The organism is Pseudomonas sp. MWU12-2020, assembly GCF_023100605.1.
Lineage (GTDB): Bacteria > Pseudomonadota > Gammaproteobacteria > Pseudomonadales > Pseudomonadaceae > Aquipseudomonas > Aquipseudomonas fluorescens_H.
Map to the genome: position 1 here is coordinate 233,792 of NZ_JALMEX010000003.1, position 23,648 is coordinate 257,439.

Genomic DNA, 23,648 nt, shown 5'->3' on the forward strand with positions numbered 1-23,648 from the left:
ACCGATGGAGTCCCAAGATGAAGAAACTTGTGCTGCTTGGCGCCCTGGCACTGTCCGTGCTGTCGCTGAATTCCTTCGCTGATGAAAAACCTCTGAAGATCGGTATCGAAGCGGCTTACCCTCCGTTCGCTTCCAAAGCGCCGGATGGCAGCATCGTCGGTTTCGACTACGACATCGGCAACGCCCTGTGCGAGCAGATGCAGGTCAAGTGTGTGTGGGTCGAGCAAGAGTTCGACGGTCTGATCCCGGCACTGAAAGTGCGCAAGATCGACGCGATCCTGTCGTCCATGTCGATCACTGAAGACCGCAAGAAATCCGTGGACTTCACCAACAAGTACTACAACACCCCGGCCCGTCTGGTCATGAAGCAAGGCACCGTTGTCAGCGACAACCTGTCTGAGCTCAAGGGCAAGAACATCGGCGTGCAACGTGGTTCGATCCACGAGCGTTTCGCTCGCGAAGTCCTGGCCCCGCTGGGTGCCGAGATCAAGCCATACGGCTCGCAGAACGAAATCTACCTCGACGTGGCCGCTGGTCGCCTCGACGGTACCGTGGCTGACGCCACTCTGCTGCAAGACGGCTTCCTGAACACTGATTCCGGCAAAGGCTTCGCCTTCGTTGGTCCGCAGTTCACCGACGTCAAATACTTCGGCGACGGCGTGGGCATCGCTGTGCGCAAGGGCGACGCGCTGAAAGACAAGATCAACGCGGCCATCGCGGCCATCCGTGAAAACGGTAAATACAAAGCCATCCAGGACAAGTACTTCGCCTTCGATATCTACGGCAAGTAACACGTCTCTGCGACAAGTCAGAAATGGCGCAAGCAACAGGATCTCTGCGGTTTGCGCCATTTTTTCATCCCAACTTTCGAGGACCTGAATCATGTTGAAAGGCTACGGGGCTGTCATCCTCGATGGCGCATGGCTGACGCTTCAGCTCGCCTTGTCGTCCATGGCCCTGGCCATCGTTCTCGGGCTGATCGGGGTCGCGTTGCGCCTGTCGCCGATTCGTTGGCTGGCGTGGCTGGGCGATCTGTATTCCACGGTGATCCGCGGGATTCCCGACCTGGTGCTGATCCTGCTGATCTTTTACGGCGGTCAGGACTTGCTCAACCGTGTTGCGCCGATGCTCGGTTATGACGACTACATCGACCTGAACCCGCTGGCCGCCGGTATCGGCACCCTCGGTTTCATCTTCGGTGCGTACCTGTCGGAGACGTTCCGTGGCGCGTTCATGGCGATCCCGAAAGGTCAGGCCGAAGCCGGCATGGCCTACGGCATGAGCAGTTTTCAGGTGTTCTTCCGGGTGATGGTGCCGCAGATGATTCGTCTGGCGATCCCTGGTTTCACCAACAACTGGCTGGTGCTGACCAAGGCCACCGCGCTGATTTCAGTGGTCGGTCTGCAAGACATGATGTTCAAGGCCAAGCAGGCGGCGGATGCCACCCGCGAGCCTTTCACCTTCTTCCTCGCAGTGGCGGCGATGTACCTGGTGATCACCAGTGTCTCGTTGCTGGCGCTGCGTCACCTTGAGAAGCGCTACTCGGTAGGCGTAAGGGCGGCTGATCTATGATCTTCGACTACAACGTCATTTGGGAGGCCATGCCGCTGTACCTCGGCGGCCTGCTGACCACCCTCAAACTGCTCGCGCTGTCGCTGTTGTTCGGTCTGTTGGCGGCACTGCCGCTGGGCCTGATGCGCGTCTCCAAGAACCCGATCGTCAACGGCGCCGCGTGGCTCTACACCTACGTGATCCGCGGCACGCCGATGCTGGTGCAGTTGTTCCTGATCTACTACGGTCTGGCGCAGTTCGAAGCAGTACGTGAAAGCTTCATGTGGCCGTGGCTGTCCAGCGCAACGTTCTGTGCGTGCCTGGCGTTCGCGATCAACACCAGCGCCTACACCGCCGAGATCATTGCCGGCAGCCTCAAGGCCACGCCGAACGGTGAGATCGAAGCCGCCAAGGCCATGGGCATGTCGCGCTTTAAACTGTACAAACGCATTCTGTTGCCATCGGCCCTGCGCCGGGCGCTGCCGCAGTACAGCAACGAAGTGATCATGATGCTGCAGACCACCAGTCTGGCGTCCATCGTGACCCTGATCGACATCACCGGCGCGGCCCGTACCGTCAACGCGCAGTACTACCTGCCGTTCGAGGCGTACATCACCGCCGGCGTGTTCTACCTGTGCCTGACCTTCATTCTGGTGAAGCTGTTCAAGCTGGCCGAGCGCCGCTGGTTGAGCTACCTGGCCCCGCGGAAGCACTGATATGGAACGCATCGACCACGTATTGCCGTGGAGCCACTTGGGCAGCGAGCGCAAGATCTCGGTCTTCCGCTTCGGTAGCGGCGAGCGCAAGGCTTACATCCAGGCCAGCCTGCACGCTGACGAACTGCCGGGCATGCGCACCGCCTGGGAGCTGAAAAAGCGCCTTGGCGAACTCGAAGCCGAAGGCTTGCTCAACGGTGTGATCGAACTGGTGCCGGTCGCCAACCCGCTGGGCCTCGGCCAATTGCTGCAAGGCAATCATCAGGGGCGTTTCGAGGCGGGCAGCGGCAAGAATTTCAACCGTGATTTCGTCGAGCTGAGCGCACCGGTCGCGGCGGCGCTGGCCGAGCGTCTCGGTGACGATCCGCACGCCAACATTCGCCTGATCCGTCAGGCCATGGCTGATCATCTGGCGGCACTGCCCGAAGCGAGCAGCCAGTTGCAAGGCATGCAGCGCGTATTGCTCAGCCACGCCTGCACCGCCGACGTAGTGCTCGATCTGCATTGCGACGCTGAAGCCGCGCTGCACATGTATGCGCTGCCGCAGCATTGGCCGCAGTGGCGTTCGCTGGCCGCGCACCTGAATGTGAAGGTCGGGTTGCTGGCGGAAGATTCCGGCGGCAGTTCCTTCGATGAAGCGTGCTCGTTGCCGTGGCTGCGCCTGTCGCGGCAGTTCCCGGACGCGCAGATTCCGCTGGCGTGCCTGGCGACTACCGTCGAGCTCGGCGGTCAGGCCAATACCGACCGCGCGGATGCGGTGGCCTGGGCCGAAGGCATTCTGGCGTTCCTTGCCGAGCAGGGCCTGATCACGGGCGAGTGGCCGAAGCCGGCCAACGAAGCGTGCGAAGGCATGCCGTTCGAAGGCACTGAATTACTGTTGGCACCGCACCCCGGTGTGGTGAGTTTTCTGCGTAAACCCGGCGAGTGGGTTGACGCCGGGGATGAGATTTTCGAAGTGATCGACCCTGTGTCCGATCGGGTCAGCACGGTGTGTGCTGGTACGTCCGGGGTGCTGTTTGCCATTGAACGGCTGCGCTATGCCCAACCCGGTTTCTGGCTGGCCAAGGTGGCGGGGCGCGAAGCGCTGCGTCACGGGCGCTTGCTCAACGACTGACTGACTGTTTTTGTGAGAACCGACCGCATGTACAAACTTGAAGTCCAAGACCTGCATAAACGCTATGGCAGTCACGAAGTGCTCAAGGGCGTGTCCCTGAAAGCGGCAGCCGGCGATGTGATCAGCATCATCGGCTCCAGTGGCTCCGGCAAAAGTACTTTCCTGCGCTGCATCAACCTGCTTGAGCAGCCGCACGCGGGCAAGATCCTGCTCAACAACGAAGAGCTGAAGCTGGTGGCGAACAAGGACGGCGCGCTGAAAGCCGCTGATCCGAAACAGCTGCAGCGCATGCGTTCGCGCCTGTCGATGGTGTTCCAGCATTTCAACTTGTGGTCGCACATGACCGCGCTGGAAAACATCATGGAAGCGCCGGTCCACGTACTGGGCGTGTCCAAGGCTGAAGCGCGCGAGAAGGCCGAGCACTACCTGAACAAGGTTGGCGTGGCCCATCGTAAAGACGCGTTCCCGGGGCACATGTCCGGTGGCGAGCAGCAGCGTGTGGCGATCGCCCGTGCGCTGGCGATGGAGCCGGAAGTGATGCTGTTCGACGAACCGACTTCGGCCCTCGACCCGGAACTGGTTGGCGACGTACTCAAAGTGATGCAAGCGCTGGCTCAAGAAGGCCGCACCATGGTCGTGGTCACGCACGAAATGGGCTTCGCCCGTGAAGTGTCGAACCAGTTGGTGTTCCTGCACAAAGGTGTCGTGGAAGAGAGCGGCAACCCGCGCGAAGTGCTGGTCAATCCGCAATCCGAGCGCTTGCAACAATTCCTGTCGGGTAGCCTCAAGTAATCGCTCCCGTTATGCACCAAATTAGGTCATGCTTCGCGACCTGAAGACTTGCTCGGCCCTCTGTGGGAGCGGGCTTGCTCGCGAAAGCGGTGTTTCAGTCGACATCATTGGTGTCTGATCTACCGCATTCGCGAGCAAGCCCGCTCCCACAATGGATCTGCGACAGTTTCGATTACGGGCTAGCATTGGCCCTTGCCTCATCACCGTTCTTCGTTTCGGATTGCCCGCCCATGACTGCCCATCGAATTGGTTTCCTGATTTGGCCCAGCACTAAAGCTCTGACGCTGGCGCTGGCGGAGGAGGCCTTGCGTGTTGCTCAGCGGGTGCACCCGGAGGTGGTTTACGAGCTGTCGTTCCTGCAGGCCGAAGCCAGCACCGAAGCCACGGCCGAAGGCGCCTGGCAATTGCCCGGCGAGGCCTGGACCGGCAAGCTGGAAAACTTCCAGAAACTGTTCCTGCTCGCCGACGAGCCGCCGACCACCCTGGCCCCGGCACTCAGCAGCGCGCTCAAGCAACTGGTGCGGGCCGGTTGCGTGATCGGTGGCCTGTCGGCGGGCGTGTATCCGTTGGCGCAACTCGGTCTGCTCGACGGCTACCGCGCGGCCGTGCACTGGCGCTGGCAGGACGATTTCGCCGAGCGCTTCCCGAAAGTCATCGCCACCAGTCACCTGTTCGACTGGGATCGCGATCGCCTGACCGCGTGCGGCGGCATGTCGGTACTCGACCTGCTGCTGGCGGTGCTGGCTCGCGATCACGGTGCGGAACTGGCCGGTGCGGTGTCCGAAGAACTGGTGGTCGAGCGCATCCGCGAGGGCGGCGAGCGTCAGCGCATCCCATTGCAGAACCGCCTCGGTTCCAGCCATCCGAAGCTCACGCAAGCCGTGTTGCTGATGGAAGCCAACATCGAAGAGCCGCTGACCACCGACGAAATCGCCCAGCACGTGTGCGTGTCCCGTCGGCAGTTGGAGCGGATCTTCAAGCAATACCTCAACCGCGTGCCGAGCCAGTACTACCTGGAACTGCGCCTGAACAAGGCCCGGCAGATGTTGATGCAGACCAGCAAGTCGATCATCCAGATCGGCCTGTCCTGCGGTTTCTCCTCGGGGCCGCATTTCTCCAGCGCCTATCGCAACTTCTTCGGCGCCACGCCGCGGGAAGATCGCAACCAGCGGCGCAGCAGCAGTCCGTTCGAACTGTCGTCGGTGCCGCCGGAGCGCGGTTGACGCGTCCCGGCCAATCGCGCTGAACATCACTCGTCGGCTTCGGATTCTTCGGACGTCGACACCTCCATTTCCGCGCGGTCGATGACCGCCTCCACGCCAAAGTCGATGCGGTATTTTCTGAAGTAGGCGATCAGCCGTTGAATGCTGATTTCAGAGAGCGGGTTGTCCCGCAGGTTGATTTTGTCTGCGCGCTCCTCGGGCAGTTCGAGGATGTCGCTGGGGATATCGCTGATAGCGTTGCCATCCAGCGCGACGACATCCAGATGTTCGAGCTGCAGCAAGCCACGGGGCAGGCCGGTAATGCCGGTGTTGTCCAGCAGCAGAGTCGACAGGTCGCTCATCTGGCTGACATCCGGAATTTCTCCCAGTGGGTTGTCGCTCAGATCCAGATGATCCAGGCGCTCCATTTGCGCCAGCTCCAGAGCCGTTTCGCGGGTCAGGGTGATGTGGCATTCCGAGAGCGACAGGTAGCTGAGGTCGGCCATCCGGAATATCGCCGCAGGAATCTGTTCGAGCCGGAACTGGTAGAGCGTCAGCGCCTTCAGGTTGGGAAAGGTCTGCAGAAACTCCGCAGTGCCGGAGGTGTGTCCCGGTCGGCTCCTCATGTAGAGATGCGTGAGGTGGGAAAAGTCGGCGTTGAGCGCGGGCAGATCACCGGTGATGGTCATGGACAGGTTCAGGTCGTAGAGCGGTTGGCTGTCCTGATCAAAATCATCCTGTTCGGTTTCCCGGCGCCAGCTCTGTTCGATACGGTTCTTGAATTCGAGGCGCGCTTCCTGCTCGTTCAATACCTCTTCGAGGGTAAAGGGGTCGCCACTGATCGGATGCAGCAAGGGGTGTTCGGTGCTCCAGTCGGCGAGGCTGTCGCTCATGTTGCGAAACTCGGACTCGCGGCGCGTCAGCTCGACTCGGCCCTCAGCCAGCGTGCCGGGCAGCAGGTAGAAGAGCTCGCTGGCCTGTTCCTGATCCATCTGGGTGTACAGCGCTTGCACGCGCTGCAGGTCGGCGGACTCGGCCAGTACGCCGAAGTCCTGACGGGTTTGATTGAAGTGATGTTTGATCCGTTCGCGGTCTGCGGCACCGATCGGGTTACCCCCGAGGTCGAAGCCCTCCGGAATGTTGTTGGGCAGTTCGAAAAGTGCCGGGGGTAACGCTTCGATCGCGTTGTCATTGAGCAATGCGGTGCGCAGTTGCTGGCGCGACAACAGGCCGGCCGGCAGCGTCGAAATGCCGGTTTCCGAGACGTCGATGTAACTCAGCCTGGCCATTCTCTCGACGTTGGGCGCAAGGCCCAGCGGGTTGTGGAACAGGTCGAGGATTTTCAGATTTGTCTGGGCTGCCAGTGTTGCTTGAGTTTCGGGCGTCAGGGTAATGCCGCACTCGCTGAGCACCAGTTCGCGCAGTTGCGGTGAACGGTTGATGGCTTGCGGCAGTTCGCCCAGAGGCATGCTGCGCAACACCAGGCGCCGCAGGCCGGAGAAGTTGTTGAGGAACCCGTGCACCCCCCGAGTGCCGGCGACACCTTCGATCGTCAGGTAATCCACGTGACTGAAATTGACCTCCACTTGCGGCAGCTCGCCGAGAATCGGATGGGACAGGCGCAGATCGATCGTGTGCTCGGTGTCTTCCGGCAGCACCACCTGTTGCTTCCAGCAGTCGATGAGGTCGACGCGCATTTGCCGTCGGCGCTGGCGCTGGATGGCGTACTGCTCGGTGTTGAGCTGGACCCCGGTTTCCGGGTGCAGTTGCGGCACCGCATCGACCCACGGATCGAGGACTGCGACCAGGCGCTGACGCTCGGTGATCAACCGGTACAGCTCGCTGCGCGGGCCATTCGGGTGGCGTTGCAGGCGGGTGACAAATTCTTCCAGCTCTTCCGGAAGCAAGTGCGGCAGCAGCCAGTGCGCGTGTGTTTGCAAGGTCGGCGTGTCGGTGGGCATGCGCCGATGGCCGGTGGCGCCTCCGCGCAAGCGCATGATCGTCGGGTCGTAGGCAGGTTTGCGGTTCGGGTTTTGTGCGAGCAGTGCCAGTAGCGTTTCCCGGGGCAGCGAGTGTTGGCGAATCAGCTGTTCGAACTCGGTCATTTCGCCAGTGCCGATGTTTAGCGCCGAGCGCTCGGTGTCTGGCAAGGCTTGCAGCAGGCTGGAGGACAGTGAGCCGGAGGTGCGCAGTGGTTGGTCGGTCTCATCGAAGGGCTGATAGTCACCCTGTTCAGTCAGCACCAGTGTCCTGCGAATGGAAGCGCTCTGCGGGCCAATGCTGTCGAGCAGGCGCCCGTCGCGGCTGTAATGCCTGACCTCAAGGCGCAACGAATCCGACCAGCCCGGCAGGCGTGGCAGCGTGTGCAGGATCAGGCGATCCGTGTCGAGATTGTGCGCTGTGGCTTTCAGCGTCAGGCCCTCCAGGGCTCGGCTTGCGCGCACTTGCAGGCCCGCCTCCTGAGTCAGTTCGACCAGGCGCGGGGACAGCGTCGAGCGCTGCAGTTGCTGGCACTCGGCGTCACTCGCGGTTTCGACGATCGCCTGGGCCAGATGCCTGGGCAGGCCGGGTTCGGCGTCCATCAATGCCTGGGTCAGCGCGCCGGCACCCCGTTGCAGTTGGCGATAGCGATCTTCGAACAGGCGTTGGCGCTGCTGTTGCGCCAGTTCGGCAACGGTGTGGCGCAGGCGCGTGGCACCCGCCTCTGGCGTGGGGGCCGGTGTCTGCGGGGCTTCGCCCAGCAGTGTGTTTCTTTGTGCAGGGGTCAGACGTTGCAGCCAGGTTTTCAGCAGGTCGCCATGGTCCAGCCGTGTTCCTTCAATCTGGATGAATGGCACATCGGCGACGGGACTGCGCCACAGGGTTCGTCCCTGGCGATCAATCAGTTTCAGGCCGCAGTCGGCGGGCCAGTTGCCGTGGTCAAACAGCAGTTGCAGTTGGCTGGCGGGATCGGCCTTGAGGTAGTCCTCGGCACGGTGGCTGCCGACCTGTTCGATGAACAATTGAAGGTTCTGGTCGATCTGCCAGCGTTCGAGCGTGTCGACCAGCAGCGGTGGCAACTGACCGAGCTCGACATGCATCTGGCGCAAGGCGTTTTCTTCGCAGCCGCTGATGTTCAGCAGACGTTCTTGCAGCTCTGTGGGAAGACGCTGCATCAACGGGCTGCTGCGGCTCAGCACGGTGGCGCGGTCCCAGCCCAGTGGCTGGTCGAGTTCGGTTTGCCAGGCGCCGGCGGCGTTGTGCCGCAGGGCCGGTTTGTAGGCCTCGGGACGCGTCGGATGGTCGATGCGATGCGCGCCCGTTTCGGCGGCGCGGCTGACGGCATAGCGCTTTTGTCCCAGGGGCAGCAGGGTCTTGCCTTGGTGGTGTTGCAGGCCCAATGCGTCGGTTTGCAGGTCTTTGGGCAGGGCGCCGGGCAATTCGTAGGGGCGCAGGTCGGGCTTCCAGTAGAGGGTCTTGCCATTCGCGGCCTTCACCGGAATGAAGCGGTCGATGAACTTGACGACATCGCTCGGCAGCAGCGCGCGAAACTCGCCGGCCGTGAGGACGCCAGCGGCTGCAAAGGTGCCGACTTGCACAACGGATTCCACGGCGGCCATGAAGTGCCCGAAGGCTTCACGTGGCAGCCCTTCAGCCCAGTCGACGATACTTTCGAACGCCTCGTCGAGCATCTGGTAGGCGGTGTAGGCGAGCATCAGTTCACCGAGAAACGGCACGAATGGCAGGGCGACGAAAGCGACCATATTGAGCAAGGTCTGGGCGATTTCGGTGAAGGAATCCCAGAGTGCCCAGCGCGCTTTGCGATCGACCGTGGCGGTCGAAACGGCGACGACGCGGGCATCGTTGAGCATCTTGTCGAGCTTGCGTTGGTACAGATAGGTGAACAGCTCAGCGCGGATCGGGGTCGCGGCTATTTGCAGGAGCGGGCGTTCAGTCGCGGTCTCGCGCCAGGTGGGGCGTGGGTCGCCGGTCTGCACCGGTTGCCAGGTGACAGGGCCGAGGAGTTTGTTCAACCGGCCGAAAAAATGACCGCGCTCGGCATGCTCGATAAAGCGGCTGAAAAAGGCCTGGTATTGCGGATCGCGCAGGCGCTGGGCCAGCTCCTCGGTGAAGGCGCCGGTGCTGGCGTACTCCTTGACCGGGTGCAGCGGGTCATCGGGAATGTACACCACCACCCGCGCTGGCGCGTTTGCTGCTTCAAGGTTCGGCGCGAACAGCACGATGCCGGTCAGGCTGGCGTCCAGCATCGTCAGCGCATGGCATTGCCACGCCTGACGATTGAGGCGCAAATGCTGCAAGCCATCGAGCAGGCCGAGAATCAGGCGATGCACATCGGCGCCGAGGTTTTTTTGCATGTAGGCCATCTGCAGGGCGGCGACCAGCGCGGCTTTTTCGCTGGCGCAGACTCTGGCTTGCAGCACCGCCGCGACCAGCGGATTGCTCAAGCCCAGGTTGTCTTGCAGATACACGCTGTAGCGCCGGCCGATATCCAGTTCGCGGCACAGGCGGGTGAAGGCGATGATCGGCATCGACTCAAGCATGCCCGGCAATATGCGGAACCGGCCTTCGGGTGAAGGCTGGCTGATATAGGCCGAAGCGGGTTCGAAAGCGTCATCGGTGGTCTCGCTGCTTTCAAAATTGTGCAGCGCGGCGTCCAGCAGCGAGACGGTCCAGGTGCGCGCGGCGCCCGATTTGATTCGCAGCCACGGAACATGAGCTGGCAGGTACAGGCGCAGGAAAACCTGTCTGACATCCAGCAGCAGGCCAAAGCGTTTTTGCAGCTCGGCGCGCAGTAACGGTTCGGCGAAGGTTTTGGCGTCTTGCAGGCGGGCAAGGCTTTGCTCGACTCGGTTGTGTGCAGTCCAGTGCGCGGCATTCAGCGTGCGCAGCTTTTCATGGTCGTTGCGCGATGCTCGCACGAGGCTGACGGGCAGTAGAGGACTGGCCTGTTTCAAAGCTTCGCGCTTGTGTGCTGCAGCCTTGCTCAACCATGTCGGAATGGCTTGGAGCAGCGGTTGATAGTGTGCGTCCTGCCGGGGAAGCAGCAGTGCGTCGGGCAGTGTCGCGAGGGTGGAGGTGGTTTCGTGAATCATGGGGTGAGGCCATTTGCCTGGGAAAGGTCCATAGCAAACACCGGCCATTGATTCGATGTGCGGTACATATATACCGCACCCGATAAAACTCTCTTGCGTAAGATCCCGAGTACGTCTGCGCAAACGGCGGCGTGCAGTTTAAACTGCGCCTTTGCGACGCTATATGTCGCATTGCCGTAAACCCGGGAAAATCCGGGGTTTGCGCTATAAGAAGTTGTCGCTTGGCGGCAAGGCCGGGCTGAAAACTGTCCTTACAATCCCCCCATCGCTCGCCAGTTTCAGGCGGGTGGCCCTCATCAGGAGACTCCGATGTCCGTTGAGCACGCTGCGGTACAACGCGCCGATTTCGACCAGGTAATGGTTCCCAACTACGCGCCTGCCGCTTTCATTCCGGTGCGTGGCGCCGGTTCCCGCGTCTGGGATCAGGCCGGCCGCGAGCTGATCGACTTTGCCGGCGGCATCGCCGTTAACGTATTGGGCCATGCGCATCCGGCGCTGGTCGGTGCCTTGACCGAGCAAGCGAACAAGCTGTGGCACGTATCCAACGTGTTCACCAACGAGCCGGCCCTGCGCCTGGCGCACAAGCTGATCGACGCCACGTTCGCCGAGCGCGTGTTCTTCTGCAACTCCGGCGCTGAAGCCAACGAGGCCGCATTCAAGCTGGCTCGTCGCGTAGCGTTCGACCGTTTCGGCAGCGAAAAGTACGAGATCATCGCCGCGCTCAACAGCTTCCACGGCCGTACCCTGTTCACCGTCAACGTCGGTGGCCAGTCGAAGTACTCCGACGGTTTCGGTCCGAAAATCACCGGCATCACCCACGTCCCTTACAACGATCTGGCCGCGCTGAAAGCGGCGGTTTCCGACAAGACCTGTGCGGTCGTGCTCGAACCGATCCAGGGCGAGGGCGGTGTACTGCCGGCCGAGCTGGCTTACCTGCAAGGTGCCCGCGAACTGTGCGACGCGCACAACGCGCTGCTGGTGTTCGACGAAGTGCAGACCGGCATGGGCCGTACCGGCCACCTGTTCGCCTATCAGCATTACGGCGTGATCCCGGACATCCTGACCAGCGCCAAGAGCCTGGGCGGTGGTTTCCCGATCGCCGCGATGCTGACCACCGAAGCGCTGGCCAAGCATCTGGTCGTCGGCACCCACGGCACCACCTACGGCGGCAACCCGCTGGCGTGCGCCGTTGCCGAGGCAGTGATCGACGTGATCAACACCCCTGAGGTGCTGAACGGCGTCAACGCCAAGCACGACAAATTCAAGACCCGCCTGCAGCAGATCGGCGAGAAGTACGGCCTGTTCACTCAGGTGCGTGGCCTCGGTCTGTTGATCGGTTGTGTGCTGAGCGAAGCCTGGAAAGGCAAGGCCAAGGACATCTTCAACGCCGCTGAAAAAGAAGGCCTGATGATTCTGCAGGCTGGTCCGGACGTGATTCGTTTCGCCCCGAGCCTGGTGGTGGAAGACGCGGACATCGACGCCGGTCTGGACCGCTTCGAACGCGCCGCGGCAACGCTGACGCAAGCCTGATAGACCCTTCGACGCCTGAGGATTCGGGCGTCGAACCCAATTTTTGATACCGGGCAATATCAAATGTGGGAGCGGGCTTGCTCGCGAATGCGGTGTATCAGTCGACATCTACGCTGACTGATACACCGCATTCGCGAGCAAGCCCGCTCCCACAATGTTCGGTGTTTTTTCTGTGATTTTTATAAGAGAAAAGGAGTGACACCATGCTGGTGATGCGCCCTGCGCAAATGGCTGATCTGGGCGAGGTACAGCGTCTGGCCGCGGACAGCCCGATTGGTGTCACTTCCTTGCCGGATGACGTGGAACGCCTGAGCGACAAGATCGCCGCAAGCGAAGCCTCGTTCGCCGCCGAAGTGAGCTTCAACGGTGAAGAGAGCTACTTCTTCGTCCTCGAAGACACCGCCACCGGCAAACTGGTCGGCTGCTCGGCGATCGTTGCCTCGGCCGGTTACTCGGAGCCGTTCTACAGCTTCCGCAACGAGACCTTCGTCCACGCGTCCCGCGAGCTGAAGATCCACAACAAGATCCACGTGCTCTCGCAATGCCATGACCTGACCGGCAACAGCTTGCTGACCAGTTTCTACGTGCAGCGCGAGCTGGTGGGTTCGCCGTGGTCTGAGCTCAACTCCCGTGGTCGCTTGCTGTTCGTCGCCAGCCACCCGGAGCGTTTCGCCGATTCGGTGGTGACCGAGATCGTCGGCTACAGCGACGAGAACGGCGACTCGCCGTTCTGGGACGCCATCGGTCGCAACTTCTTCGACCTCAACTACGCCGAGGCCGAGCGCCTGTGTGGCCTGAAGAGCCGCACGTTCCTCGCCGAACTGATGCCGCATTACCCGATCTACGTGCCGCTGCTGCCGGATTCCGCTCAAGAAGCGATGGGCCAGGTGCACCCGCGTGCGCAGATCACCTTCGACATCCTGATGCGCGAAGGCTTCGAGACCGATCACTACATCGACATTTTCGACGGTGGCCCGACCCTGCATGCGCGTGTTTCGGGGATCCGTTCGATCGCTCAGAGCCGTGTGGTGCCAGTGAAGATCGGCGAGCCGGTGAAAGGCGCCGGGCGCCAGTATCTGGTGGCCAACGCGCAGTTGCAGGATTACCGCGCGGTGCTGCTGGAACTCGATTACGCGCCGGGCAAACCGGTGACCCTGGATCTGGAAGCAGCCGAAGCCCTGGGCGTCGGTGAAGGTGCCAGCGTGCGCCTGGTGGCGGTTTAACGCCTTAGCGAGTTTCACGGGTGGCGAAGGCGGCCCGTTTGAGGAGATAGCATGATTGTTCGTCCCGTACGCAGCAGCGATTTATCCGCGCTGATCGACCTGGCCCGCAGCACCGGCACCGGCCTGACCACTTTGCCGGCCAACGAAGAGCGCTTGACCCACCGGGTCGGCTGGGCCGAGAAGACCTTTCGCGGCGAAGCCGGCCGTGGCGATGCGGACTACCTGTTCGTGCTCGAAGACGACAACGGTCGCGTGGTGGGGATTTCCGCCATCGCCGGCGCGGTCGGTCTGCGTGAGCCGTGGTACAACTTCCGCGTCGGCCTGACCGTCAGCGCCTCGCAAGAGCTGAACATCTATCGCGAGATTCCGACGCTGTTCCTCGCCAACGACCTGACCGGCAACTCCGAGCTGTGCTCGCTGTTCCTGCACGCCGATTACCGCACCGGTCTGAACGGCCGCATGCTGTCCAAGGCGCGCATGCTGTTCATCGCCGAGTTCCCTGAGCTGTTCGGCAACAAGATCATCGCCGAGATGCGCGGTGTGTCCGATGAAGCCGGACGCTCGCCGTTCTGGGAGAGCCTGGGCCGGCACTTCTTCAAGATGGAATTCAGCCAGGCCGATTACCTGACCGGGGTTGGCAACAAGGCGTTCATCGCCGAACTGATGCCGAAATTCCCGCTGTACACCTGCTTCCTGTCGCCGGATGCGCGCAACGTTATCGGCCAGGTGCACCCGGACACCGAGCCGGCGCTGGCGATGCTCAAGAGCGAAGGTTTCAGCTATCAAGGCTACGTCGACATCTTCGACGCCGGCCCGGCCATCGAGTGCGAAACCAGCAAGATCCGCGCAGTCCGCGACAGCGAAGCGCTGGTGCTGGCGGTCGGTACGCCGGGCGATGACGCCACGCCGTTCATCATCCATAACCGCAAGCGCGAAGACTGCCGCATCACAGCTGCGCCGGCCCGTCTGGCTGCCGGCACACTGGTGGTTGATCCGCAGACCGCCAAACGTCTTCAACTCAACGCCGGCGATCAAGTGCGCGCCGTGGCGTTGTCTGCTGCTCGGGAGTCGAAATAATGAATTCGCTATACATCGCAGGTGAATGGCTGGCCGGTCAGGGCGAAGCTTTTCAATCACTGAACCCGGTGACCCAGCAAGTGCTGTGGTCGGGGGAGGGCGCCACCGCCGCTCAGGTCGAGTCCGCCGTGCAGGCTGCGCGTCAGGCATTTCCGGGCTGGGCGCGGCGTTCGCTGGACGAGCGCATCAGCGTGCTCGAAGCCTTTGCTGCCGCCCTGAAAAACCACAGTGACGAACTGGCCCGCACCATTGGCGAGGAAACCGGCAAGCCTCTGTGGGAAGCCGCGACCGAAGTCACCAGCATGGTCAACAAGATCGCGATCTCGGTGCAGAGCTACCGCGAGCGTACCGGCGAGAAGAGCGGCCCGCTGGGCGACGCCACCGCCGTGCTGCGCCACAAGCCACACGGTGTGGTGGCGGTGTTCGGCCCTTACAACTTCCCTGGCCACTTGCCGAACGGGCACATCGTGCCGGCACTGCTGGCCGGCAACAGCGTGCTGTTCAAGCCAAGCGAACTGACGCCGAAAGTCGCCGAGCTGACGGTCAAGTGCTGGATCGAAGCCGGTCTGCCGGCCGGTGTGTTGAACCTGCTGCAAGGCGCTCGCGAAACCGGTATCGCGCTGGCGGCGAACCCGGGCATCGACGGTCTGTTCTTCACTGGCTCCAGCCGCACCGGCAATCACCTGCACCAGCAGTTCGCCGGGCGTCCGGACAAGATTCTTGCTTTGGAAATGGGCGGCAACAATCCGCTGGTGGTCGATCAGGTGGCTGATCTGGACGCGGCGGTTTACACGATCATTCAGTCGGCCTTCATCTCCGCCGGTCAGCGCTGCACCTGTGCGCGTCGTCTGCTGGTGCCGCAAGGCGCGTGGGGCGACAGCCTGCTCAAGCGTCTGGTGGAAGTCAGCTCGATGATTGAAGTCGGTGCGTTCGATCAACAGCCGGCGCCATTCATGGGCTCGGTGATTTCCCTTGGCGCGGCGAAAGCGCTGATGGATGCCCAACAACATCTGCTGGCCAATGGCGCGGTGTCGTTGCTGGAGATGACGCAGCCGCAGGCGCAGTCGGCCTTGCTGACCCCGGGCATTCTTGACGTGACGGCGGTGGCCGAGCGTCCGGACGAAGAGCTGTTCGGTCCGTTGCTGCAGGTGATTCGCTACGCCGATTTTGCTGCGGCGATCGCTGAGGCCAACGATACCGCTTATGGTCTGGCGGCGGGTTTGCTGTCGGATTCCGAAGCGCGTTATCAGCAGTTCTGGCTGGAAAGCCGCGCCGGCATCGTCAACTGGAACAAACAGCTGACCGGCGCTGCGAGCAGCGCGCCGTTCGGCGGTGTCGGGGCTTCGGGCAACCATCGCGCCAGCGCCTACTACGCCGCAGATTACTGCGCGTACCCGGTGGCCTCGCTGGAAACCCCGAGCCTGACGCTGCCGGCGGCCCTGACGCCTGGCGTGAAAATGGTGTGATGCCCATTCGCGAGCAGGCTCGCTCCCACAGGAAGTTGCATTCCAAAGTGGGAGCGAGCCTGCTCGCGAAGGCCGCGCCTCGGTCTGACTGAATTGTTACTTGAAGCCTATAACAACAGATTCTCGTGGAGCCTCGCTGATGAAATCCTATGAAGTCAATTTTGACGGTCTAGTGGGGCCGACCCATAACTACGGTGGTCTGTCCTACGGCAACGTTGCGTCCCAGAGCAACAGCCAGCAATCTTCGAATCCGAAGGAAGCGGCGCTGCAAGGCCTGGCGAAGATGAAAGCGCTGATGGAAATGGGCTTTCAGCAAGGCGTGCTGGCGCCACAGGAACGTCCGGACGTGGCCGCTTTGCGCCGTCTGGGTTTCAGCGGCACCGACGCGCAAGTGATCGAGCGCGCCGCGAAGGAAGCCATGCCGTTGCTGGTTGCCAGTTGCTCGGCATCGAGCATGTGGGTGGCCAACGCCGCCACCGTCAGCCCGAGTGCCGACACCGCTGACGGTCGCGTGCATTTCACCGCCGCCAACCTCAACTGCAAATACCACCGCAGCATCGAACACCCGACCACCAGCCGCGTGCTCGGCGCGATGTTTGCTGATCAGCAGCACTTCGCCCATCACGCCGCACTGCCAGCCGTTGCGCAGTTCGGTGACGAAGGCGCGGCCAACCACACGCGTTTCTGCCGTGAGTACGGCGAGGCCGGTGTCGAGTTCTTCGTGTTCGGTCGCAGTGCGTTCGACACCCGTTACCCGGCGCCACAGAAGTACCCGGCGCGTCAGACCCTGGAAGCCTCGCAAGCGGTGGCGCGTCTGCACGGTCTGCGTGACGAAGGCGTGGTTTACGCGCAGCAGAACCCGGCGGTGATCGACCAGGGCGTATTCCACAACGACGTGATCGCGGTGGGTAACGGCGAGGTGCTGTTCTATCACGAGGATGCGTTCCTCGACACCGAGCAGATGCTGGCCGAGTTGCAGCGCAAACTGGCCAAAGTCGGCGGCAAGTTCCAGTCGATCTGTGTGCCGCGTTCGGCGGTCACCGTCGACGACGCCGTGCGCTCTTACCTGTTCAACAGCCAGTTGCTGTCGCGTCCTGACGGTTCGATGCTGCTGATCGTGCCGGAAGAGTGCCGGGGCAACGAGCGCGTGTGGAACTACCTGCAAGGTCTGACCAGCTCCGGCGGCCTGATCCGCGAAGTGAAAGTCTTCGACCTCAAGCAAAGCATGCAGAACGGCGGTGGCCCGGCGTGCCTGCGACTGCGCGTTGCGCTCAACGAAACCGAGCTGGCGGCCGTCAATCCAGGGGTTATCATGACTGCCCCGTTGTACGGTTCGTTGACCGCATGGGTTGAAAAGCACTACCGCGACCGCCTGAGCGAAACCGATCTGGCGGACCCGCAGTTGCTGCTTGAATGCCGGACGGCACTGGATGAACTGACGCAAATCCTTAAACTGGGCGCGGTTTATCCATTCCAGATCAATTGATGGCCGGCGCGTCGCCTGAACGCGGCGCGCGGCTTGTCTACCCAAGAGAGTAAAAACATGAGCGATTCCCTGCAGCTGATCCTTGAAGACACCGACGGCACGCAACTGCAAACCTCGTGCACCCGCGTCGCGGTCATGTGGCAAGGCAAAGAGCTGTGGATCCAGCAGGACGGCCGTGGCCAACTGCTGATCGGCGTGGACGTCGAGGAAGGTGACGAAGAGTACGCCAACCTGCTGCTGCGCCCATTGGCAACTAATCTGGTAAGTCTGCAACTGGAAATGGAACCGGCTGACCTCGGCGATGACGAGGAACATGTGCACGGCCCGGATTGCAACCACGACCACTAAGGAAACCGCTCTATGCTCGCCCTCGGCAAACTGCTTGAACTGACCCTCGCCGGCCGCGAACCGGCGGAGAAGACTCAACTGACTGTCGAAGGCGTACGCATGCGCTGGTTGAGCGAGGGTGCGCTGGAAGTCCGGCCACCCGAAGCGCGCGACAATGGCCTGGACCTGCTGCTGTCGGCAGGCATCCACGGCAATGAAACAGCGCCGATCGAGTTGCTCGATCGGCTGCTGCATGACATCGCTCGCGGCGATCTGAAGCCGCGTGCACGCATTCTGTTCCTGTTCGGCAACCCGGAAGCGATTCGCAAAGGCGAGCGCTTCGTCGAGCAGGACGTCAATCGGCTGTTCAACGGCCGTCATGAACAAACCAGCGGTTCCGAAGCCATTCGCGCCTGTGAGCTGGAACGGCTGGCGGCAAGTTTCTTCAGCCTGCCGGATCGTCAGCGCCTGCACTATGACCTGCACACGGCGATTCGTGGTTCGAAGATCGAGCAGTTCGCCCTGTACCCGTGGAAAGAAGGTCGCCAGCATTCGCGCCGCGAACTGGCGCGCCTGCGTGCCGCCGGGATGGAGGCGGTGCTGCTGCAGAACAAACCGTCGATCGTTTTCAGTTCCTACACCTACGACAAGCTCGGGGCCGAGTCCTTCACCCTGGAGCTGGGCAAGGCGCGGCCGTTCGGGCAGAACGAAGGGGTGGATGTTTCACGTCTGGAAACCCGTCTGAAGCAGATCATCGAAGGCAATGAGCCGGATCTGGCTGCAGAAGGTCTGGATGGTTTGCAGCTGTTCAGCGTCGCCCGGGAAATCATCAAGCACAGCGATGCGTTCCGCCTGAACCTGCCGGCGGACATCGAAAACTTTTCCGAGCTGGATGTGGGTTATGTGCTGGCCGAAGATCTGGCCAATACCCGCTGGATCATCGAGGAAGAGGGCGCGCGGATCATCTTCCCCAATCCCAAGGTCAAGAACGGCTTGCGTGCCGGCATCCTGATCGTGCCGACCACTGACGAACACTTATCCTGAGAACACTTCAGACCCCATGTGGGAGCGGGGTTGCTCGCGAAAGCGGTGTGTCAGTACACAAATTCGTCACTGACACACCGCTTTCGCGAGCAAGCCCGCTCCCACTTTTAGATTTGAGTGAGGTTTGGGGCCGCGCTCGACCCAGACAGACTCAGACCGCTACAGCACGTGGCTCTGTACGACGCAGCGCACGAACCTTCTGCAGCGTGTCCGCGCAAGTCCGCGCCGCTTCCTGACCCTTGTGCACGAAGTGCTCGAAGAAGAACTTCTGATGTTCTTCACCGGCATGGAAGTGATGCGGGGTCAGGGACACCGAGAACACTGGCACTTCGGTTTCCAGTTGCACCTGCATCAGGCCGCTGACCACGGACTGGGCAACGAATTCGTGACGGTAGATGCCGCCGTCCACGACCAGCGCAGCCGCGACGATGCCGGCATAACGACCGGTCTTGGCCAGCAACTTGGCCTGCAGAGGCATTTCAAAGGCGCCGCCGACTTCGAAAAAGTCGATGTCCGATTCCTGATAACCCTGAGCCAGCATTTCGGCGACGAAGCCTTTACGGCTCTGGTCGACGATTTCCTTGTGCCAGCAGGCCTGGATGAACGCAACGCGCTCGCCGTGAGGGTGTTTGGTTTTGCTGTCGATAGCGGTGGGTTGCATGTTCTGACTCCTGTTTGTGTGAAAAACAGGGCGTTATGAATCGAAAGGGATTCAAGGGTACGCACGAGCACACAAGCGCGCGGGCGGCCCTTTGGTGTCAATCCCGTTCTCTCTTCATCCGGACTATGACCGTCGGCCCCGGAATCACACCGGGTCTGCTGACCTTGCCGCCGATCACCGCCAATGCCGTGTCGTCGCCAAGCGCTCGCGGGCTATGCGCATTGCGCGCAATTACCGCCGGTGGGGAATTACACCCCGCCCTGAGAACGTTTTTGCCGCCCTTTCTCGGGCGGCGCAGCGTTTTTATCACAGATTTTCCGGCCTTGCACAGAACCTGTGGGAGCGGGCTTGCTCCGGGCGGCGTTCCGACGAAGGCGGTGTGTCAGCCGGCAAATTGATTGGTTGACACACCGCTTTCGCGAGCAAGCCCGCTCCCACATTGGGTTGCGTCCTTTCAATAAGTAATGTGCTTTTTCTCACTCAAGGGTTGATTAATCGGCGCCATGACCGCAGTAATTCAACTTCGAAAAGGGATTTCCCCTGCTGACCAGAGGCCAGGTTCATGAGCGTTATCGATCTTCGCAGCGACACCGTCACCCAACCGACTCCTGCCATGCTCGACGCGATGACTGCGGCGGCCACCGGTGACGATGTGTACGGCGAAGATCCGACGGTCAATCGTCTGGAGGCGGAACTGGCAAAACGCCTGGGCTTTGCCGCCGCGCTGTTCGTGCCAACCGGCACCATGAGCAATCTGCTGGGCCTGATGGCGCACTGCGAACGTGGCGACGAGTACATCGTCGGCCAGCAGGCGCACACTTATAAGTACGAGGGCGGTGGCGCGGCGGTGCTCGGTTCGATCCAGCCGCAGCCGCTGGAAGTGCAGGCCGACGGTTCGCTGGATCTGGCTCACGTGGCGGCAGCGATCAAGCCGGACGACTTTCACTTCGCCCGTACCCGTCTGCTGGCGCTGGAAAACACCATGCAAGGCAAGGTGCTGCCGCTGGAGTATCTGGCCCAGGCGCGCCAATTCACTCAGGACCATGGGTTGCAGTTGCACCTGGACGGCGCGCGGCTTTACAACGCGGCGGTCAAGCTCGGGGTGGATGCCCGGGAAATCACTCGGCATTTCGATTCGGTGTCGGTGTGCCTGTCCAAGGGCCTCGGCGCGCCGGTCGGTTCGGTGCTGTGTGGCACTGAGCAACTGATCGGCAAGGCCCGGCGTCTGCGCAAAATGGTTGGCGGCGGCATGCGTCAGGCCGGGTTGCTCGCGGCGGCGGGGCTGTATGCGCTGGATCACCACGTCGAGCGCCTGGCGGATGACCATGCCAACGCACAGTTTTTGGCCGAAGGCTTGCGCGAAGCCGGGTTCAGCGTCGAGCCGGTGCAGACCAACATGGTTTACGTGCAAATGGGTGATCAGGCTGAAGCGCTCAAGGCGTTTGCCGCCGAACGCGGGATCAAGTTGAGCGCCGCGGCGCGCTTGCGCATGGTCACGCACATGGACGTCAGTCGCTCGCAAATCGAGCAAGTGATCGCGACATTCGTCGAGTTTTCGCGCAAGTGACAGCGTTAGCCGCCCAATTGACCGTTACTATCGTATAAACACGCTGTACCCCACGCGAAGGGCCGATATAATGCGGCCCTTTGCCGTCGTTTCGTCTGTTGACGTTTCGTACAGGCCTTTGGCCGCAGCCTCCGTGGAAGAACCTAATGAAAAGCGCAGAAATCCGTGAAGCCTTCCTTCGCTTCTTCGAAGAGCAAGGCCACACCCGTGTAGCCTCCAGCTCTTTGATTCCGGGCAACGACCCAACCCTGCTGTTCACCAACGCGGGGATGAACCAGTTCAAGGACTGCTTCCTGGGCCAGGAAAAGCGCGCGTACACCCGCGCAACCAGCAGCCAGAAGTGCGTGCGTGCCGGTGGCAAGAACAGTGACCTGGAAAACGTCGGTTATACCGCTCGTCACCACACATTCTTCGAAATGCTCGGTAACTTCAGCTTCGGTGACTATTTCAAGCACGACGCGATTACCTTCGCCTGGACCTTCCTGACCGGCGTTCTGAAACTGCCGAAGGAAAAACTCTGGGTCACCGTCTACGCCTCCGACGACGAAGCGTATGACATCTGGACCAAGCAGATCGGCGTGCCGGTCGAGCGCATGATCCGCATCGGCGACAACAAAGGCGCGCCTTACGCCTCCGACAACTTCTGGACCATGGGCGATACCGGCCCGTGCGGCCCATGCACCGAGATTTTCTACGATCACGGCGACCACATCTGGGGCGGCCCACCGGGTTCGCCGGAAGAAGACGGCGACCGTTACATCGAGATCTGGAACAACGTGTTCATGCAGTTCAACCGCACCGCCGATGGCGTGTTGCATCCGTTGCCAGCGCCGTCGGTCGACACCGGCATGGGCCTGGAGCGGATCAGTGCGGTGATGCAGCACGTCAATTCCAACTACGACATCGACCTGTTCAAGAACCTGCTCAAAGCCTCGGCCGAAGCCATCGGCTGCGAAAATGGCGATCAGTCGTCGCTGAAAGTGGTGTCCGACCACATCCGTTCGTGCGGTTTCCTGATCGCCGACGGCGTACTGCCGTCCAACGAAGGCCGCGGCTACGTGCTGCGCCGGATCATTCGTCGCGCCTGCCGTCACGGTAACAAGCTGGGCGCCACCGGCAGCTTCTTCTACAAGATCGTGGCGGCGCTGGTCGCCGAGATGGGCGAAGCCTTCCCGGAACTGAAGAAGCAGCAGAGCAACATCGAGCGCGTACTGAAGGCCGAGGAAGAACAGTTCTCCAAGACCCTGGAGCACGGTCTGAAGATCCTCGAACAGGATCTGCTGGAACTCAAAGGTACCGTGGTGCCGGGCGACGTGGTGTTCAAACTCTACGACACCTACGGTTTCCCGATGGACCTGACCGCCGACATCGCTCGCGAGCGCGGCCTGACGGTCGACGAAGTCGGCTTCGAGCGTGAAATGGAAGCTCAGCGTGTGCGTGCGCGTTCGGCCAGTTCGTTCGGTCTGGACTACAACACGCTGGTCAAGGTTGATGTGGCCACCGAGTTCACCGGTTACACCGACACCAGCGGTTCGGCAAAAATCGTCGCTATCTATAAAGATGGCCAGTCGGTCGACGTCTTGAGTGAAGGCGAAGAGGCGGTGATCGTGCTGAATCAGACGCCGTTCTACGCTGAATCCGGCGGCCAGATCGGCGACTGCGGTTTCCTGCAGGCGGGCAACGCGCGTTTCGACGTCCGTGACACCACCAAGACCGGCGGCGCATTCCTGCACCACGGCGTGCTGGATTCCGGCAGCCTGACCATTGGCGCTCCGGTGGAAACTCACGTGGATGCCGAAGTGCGTCACGCGACCTCGCTGAACCACTCGGCCACCCACTTGCTGCACGCTGCATTGCGTCAGGTGTTGGGCGAGCACGTGCAACAGAAAGGTTCGTTGGTGGATAGCCAGCGTCTGCGCTTCGACTTCAGCCACTTTGAAGCGATCAAGCCGGAGCAGATCAAAGCGCTGGAAGACATCGTCAACGCCGAGATCCGCAAGAACTCCGCGGTTGAAACCGAAGAAACCGACATCGAAACCGCCAAGCAGAAAGGCGCGATGGCGCTGTTCGGCGAGAAGTACGGCGACAACGTGCGCGTGCTGAGCATGGGCGGCGATTTCTCTGTCGAGCTGTGTGGTGGTATCCACGCCAACCGTACCGGCGACATCGGCCTGCTGAAAATCATCAGCGAAGGCGGTGTGGCATCGGGCGTGCGTCGTATCGAGGCAGTCACCGGTGCTGCGGCACTGGCCTACTTGAACGCTGCTGAAGAACAACTCAAGGAAGCGGCCAACCTGGTCAAGGGCAGCCGCGACAATCTGATCGACAAGCTGTCGGCCGTGCTGGAGCGCAACCGCGCGCTGGAAAAGCAACTCGAGCAGTTGCAGGCCAAGGCTGCCAGCGCCGCAGGCGACGATCTGTCGAACTCGGCAGTCGACGTCAAGGGCGTGAAGGTTCTGGCTGCACGTCTGGATGGTCAGGATGGCAAGGCGCTGCTGGCGCTGGTCGATCAGCTGAAAAACAAACTCGGCCGCGCAGTGATCCTGCTCGGCAGTGTCCATGAGGAAAAGGTCGTACTGGTTGCAGGTGTAACCAAGGACCTGACTGGCCAACTCAAAGCCGGTGATTTGATGAAACAGGCTGCTGCGGCAGTGGGCGGGAAGGGCGGTGGTCGTCCGGACATGGCGCAGGGCGGCGGTGTCGACGCCGGCGCACTGGATGGCGCACTGGCGCTGACCGTTCCATTCGTCGAGCAGGGTTTATAAGACGGCCCGTCGGGCCCGCAGTCTAGTGGCGGGC

The 23,648-nt window shown here is 61.7% G+C and carries 17 protein-coding genes, 1 pseudogene and 1 riboswitch; of the genes and pseudogenes, 16 read left to right on the plus strand and 2 right to left on the minus strand.

Annotation, left to right across the window (positions count from 1 at the left end; all coding sequences use genetic code 11):
- Positions 1 to 17: 17 nt before the first annotated feature.
- The 6 genes from M0814_RS08420 to argR all read left to right on the plus strand — a co-directional run bounded on the left by M0814_RS08420 (position 18) and on the right by argR (position 5,396).
- A complete protein-coding gene (locus tag M0814_RS08420) occupies positions 18 to 791 on the plus strand; it encodes an ABC transporter substrate-binding protein (protein WP_003227288.1) in 774 nt (257 codons plus the stop codon).
- A 91-nt stretch (positions 792 to 882) separates the two neighbouring features.
- Positions 883 to 1,572 (plus strand): ABC transporter permease, encoded by a 690-nt coding sequence (locus M0814_RS08425; protein ID WP_003227287.1) that lies wholly within the window; start codon positions 883 to 885, stop codon positions 1,570 to 1,572.
- Positions 1,569 to 2,267: an ABC transporter permease gene (locus tag M0814_RS08430; protein WP_103485855.1), complete on the plus strand. Its 699-nt coding sequence runs from the start codon at positions 1,569 to 1,571 to the stop codon at positions 2,265 to 2,267. The genes M0814_RS08425 and M0814_RS08430 overlap by 4 nt, the downstream gene beginning before the upstream one ends.
- 1 nt (position 2,268) lies before the next feature.
- The gene (locus tag M0814_RS08435; RefSeq protein WP_103485854.1) at positions 2,269 to 3,381 is read left to right on the plus strand and encodes a M14 family metallopeptidase; all 1,113 of its coding nucleotides are present in this window, start codon (positions 2,269 to 2,271) and stop codon (positions 3,379 to 3,381) included.
- Positions 3,382 to 3,408: 27 nt separating this feature from the next.
- A complete protein-coding gene (locus M0814_RS08440; RefSeq protein WP_003227281.1) occupies positions 3,409 to 4,173 on the plus strand; it encodes an ATP-binding cassette domain-containing protein in 765 nt (254 codons plus the stop codon).
- 230 nt (positions 4,174 to 4,403) lie between these two features.
- Complete coding sequence (argR, locus tag M0814_RS08445; RefSeq protein ID WP_003227280.1) at positions 4,404 to 5,396, plus strand: transcriptional regulator ArgR; 993 nt, start codon at positions 4,404 to 4,406, stop codon at positions 5,394 to 5,396.
- A 26-nt stretch (positions 5,397 to 5,422) separates the two neighbouring features.
- Here the strand turns inward: argR and M0814_RS08450 are convergent, their stop codons facing one another.
- Positions 5,423 to 10,468 (minus strand): DUF6543 domain-containing protein, encoded by a 5,046-nt coding sequence (locus M0814_RS08450; RefSeq protein ID WP_247868476.1) that lies wholly within the window; start codon positions 10,466 to 10,468, stop codon positions 5,423 to 5,425.
- Positions 10,469 to 10,777: 309 nt separating this feature from the next.
- On the opposite strand from M0814_RS08450, the gene M0814_RS08455 reads away from it, so the two are divergent.
- The 8 genes and pseudogenes from M0814_RS08455 to astE all read left to right on the plus strand — a co-directional run bounded on the left by M0814_RS08455 (position 10,778) and on the right by astE (position 18,621).
- Positions 10,778 to 11,998 carry an aspartate aminotransferase family protein gene (locus M0814_RS08455; protein WP_103485852.1) on the plus strand — a complete coding sequence of 407 codons (1,221 nt, stop codon included), beginning with the start codon at positions 10,778 to 10,780 and terminating at the stop codon, positions 11,996 to 11,998.
- A 56-nt stretch (positions 11,999 to 12,054) separates the two neighbouring features.
- Positions 12,055 to 12,153, plus strand: a pseudogene (locus M0814_RS29150) (metal ABC transporter ATP-binding protein); the annotation flags it as partial.
- Between the two features lie 48 nt (positions 12,154 to 12,201).
- The gene (gene aruF, locus M0814_RS08460) at positions 12,202 to 13,221 is read left to right on the plus strand and encodes an arginine/ornithine succinyltransferase subunit alpha (protein WP_007951057.1); all 1,020 of its coding nucleotides are present in this window, start codon (positions 12,202 to 12,204) and stop codon (positions 13,219 to 13,221) included.
- A gap of 51 nt (positions 13,222 to 13,272) precedes the next feature.
- A complete protein-coding gene (gene astA / locus M0814_RS08465) occupies positions 13,273 to 14,298 on the plus strand; it encodes an arginine N-succinyltransferase (protein WP_103485851.1) in 1,026 nt (341 codons plus the stop codon).
- Positions 14,295 to 15,764: a succinylglutamate-semialdehyde dehydrogenase gene (astD, locus tag M0814_RS08470; RefSeq protein WP_177434693.1), complete on the plus strand. Its 1,470-nt coding sequence runs from the start codon at positions 14,295 to 14,297 to the stop codon at positions 15,762 to 15,764. The genes astA and astD overlap by 4 nt, the downstream gene beginning before the upstream one ends.
- A gap of 139 nt (positions 15,765 to 15,903) precedes the next feature.
- Complete coding sequence (gene astB, locus M0814_RS08475; RefSeq protein WP_103485849.1) at positions 15,904 to 17,250, plus strand: N-succinylarginine dihydrolase; 1,347 nt, start codon at positions 15,904 to 15,906, stop codon at positions 17,248 to 17,250.
- 57 nt (positions 17,251 to 17,307) lie between these two features.
- Positions 17,308 to 17,598 (plus strand): hypothetical protein, encoded by a 291-nt coding sequence (locus tag M0814_RS08480; protein ID WP_003227270.1) that lies wholly within the window; start codon positions 17,308 to 17,310, stop codon positions 17,596 to 17,598.
- A gap of 12 nt (positions 17,599 to 17,610) precedes the next feature.
- Entirely contained in the window at positions 17,611 to 18,621 is a 1,011-nt protein-coding gene (gene astE, locus M0814_RS08485) for a succinylglutamate desuccinylase (protein ID WP_103485848.1), read from the plus strand.
- Positions 18,622 to 18,772: 151 nt separating this feature from the next.
- On the opposite strand, the gene M0814_RS08490 is transcribed toward astE, so the two are convergent.
- Positions 18,773 to 19,282, minus strand: a complete 510-nt coding sequence (locus M0814_RS08490; protein ID WP_103485847.1) for a 6,7-dimethyl-8-ribityllumazine synthase — start codon at positions 19,280 to 19,282, stop codon at positions 18,773 to 18,775.
- Between the two features lie 101 nt (positions 19,283 to 19,383).
- A riboswitch (FMN riboswitch) is annotated at positions 19,384 to 19,554 on the minus strand.
- Between the two features lie 290 nt (positions 19,555 to 19,844).
- Between M0814_RS08490 and ltaE the strand changes: the two genes are divergently transcribed.
- Positions 19,845 to 20,849, plus strand: coding sequence for a low-specificity L-threonine aldolase (ltaE, locus tag M0814_RS08495; RefSeq protein WP_103485846.1), 1,005 nt, complete (start codon positions 19,845 to 19,847; stop codon positions 20,847 to 20,849).
- Positions 20,850 to 20,995: 146 nt separating this feature from the next.
- Positions 20,996 to 23,614 (plus strand): alanine--tRNA ligase, encoded by a 2,619-nt coding sequence (gene alaS, locus M0814_RS08500; RefSeq protein WP_103485845.1) that lies wholly within the window; start codon positions 20,996 to 20,998, stop codon positions 23,612 to 23,614.
- Positions 23,615 to 23,648 lie beyond the last annotated feature (34 nt).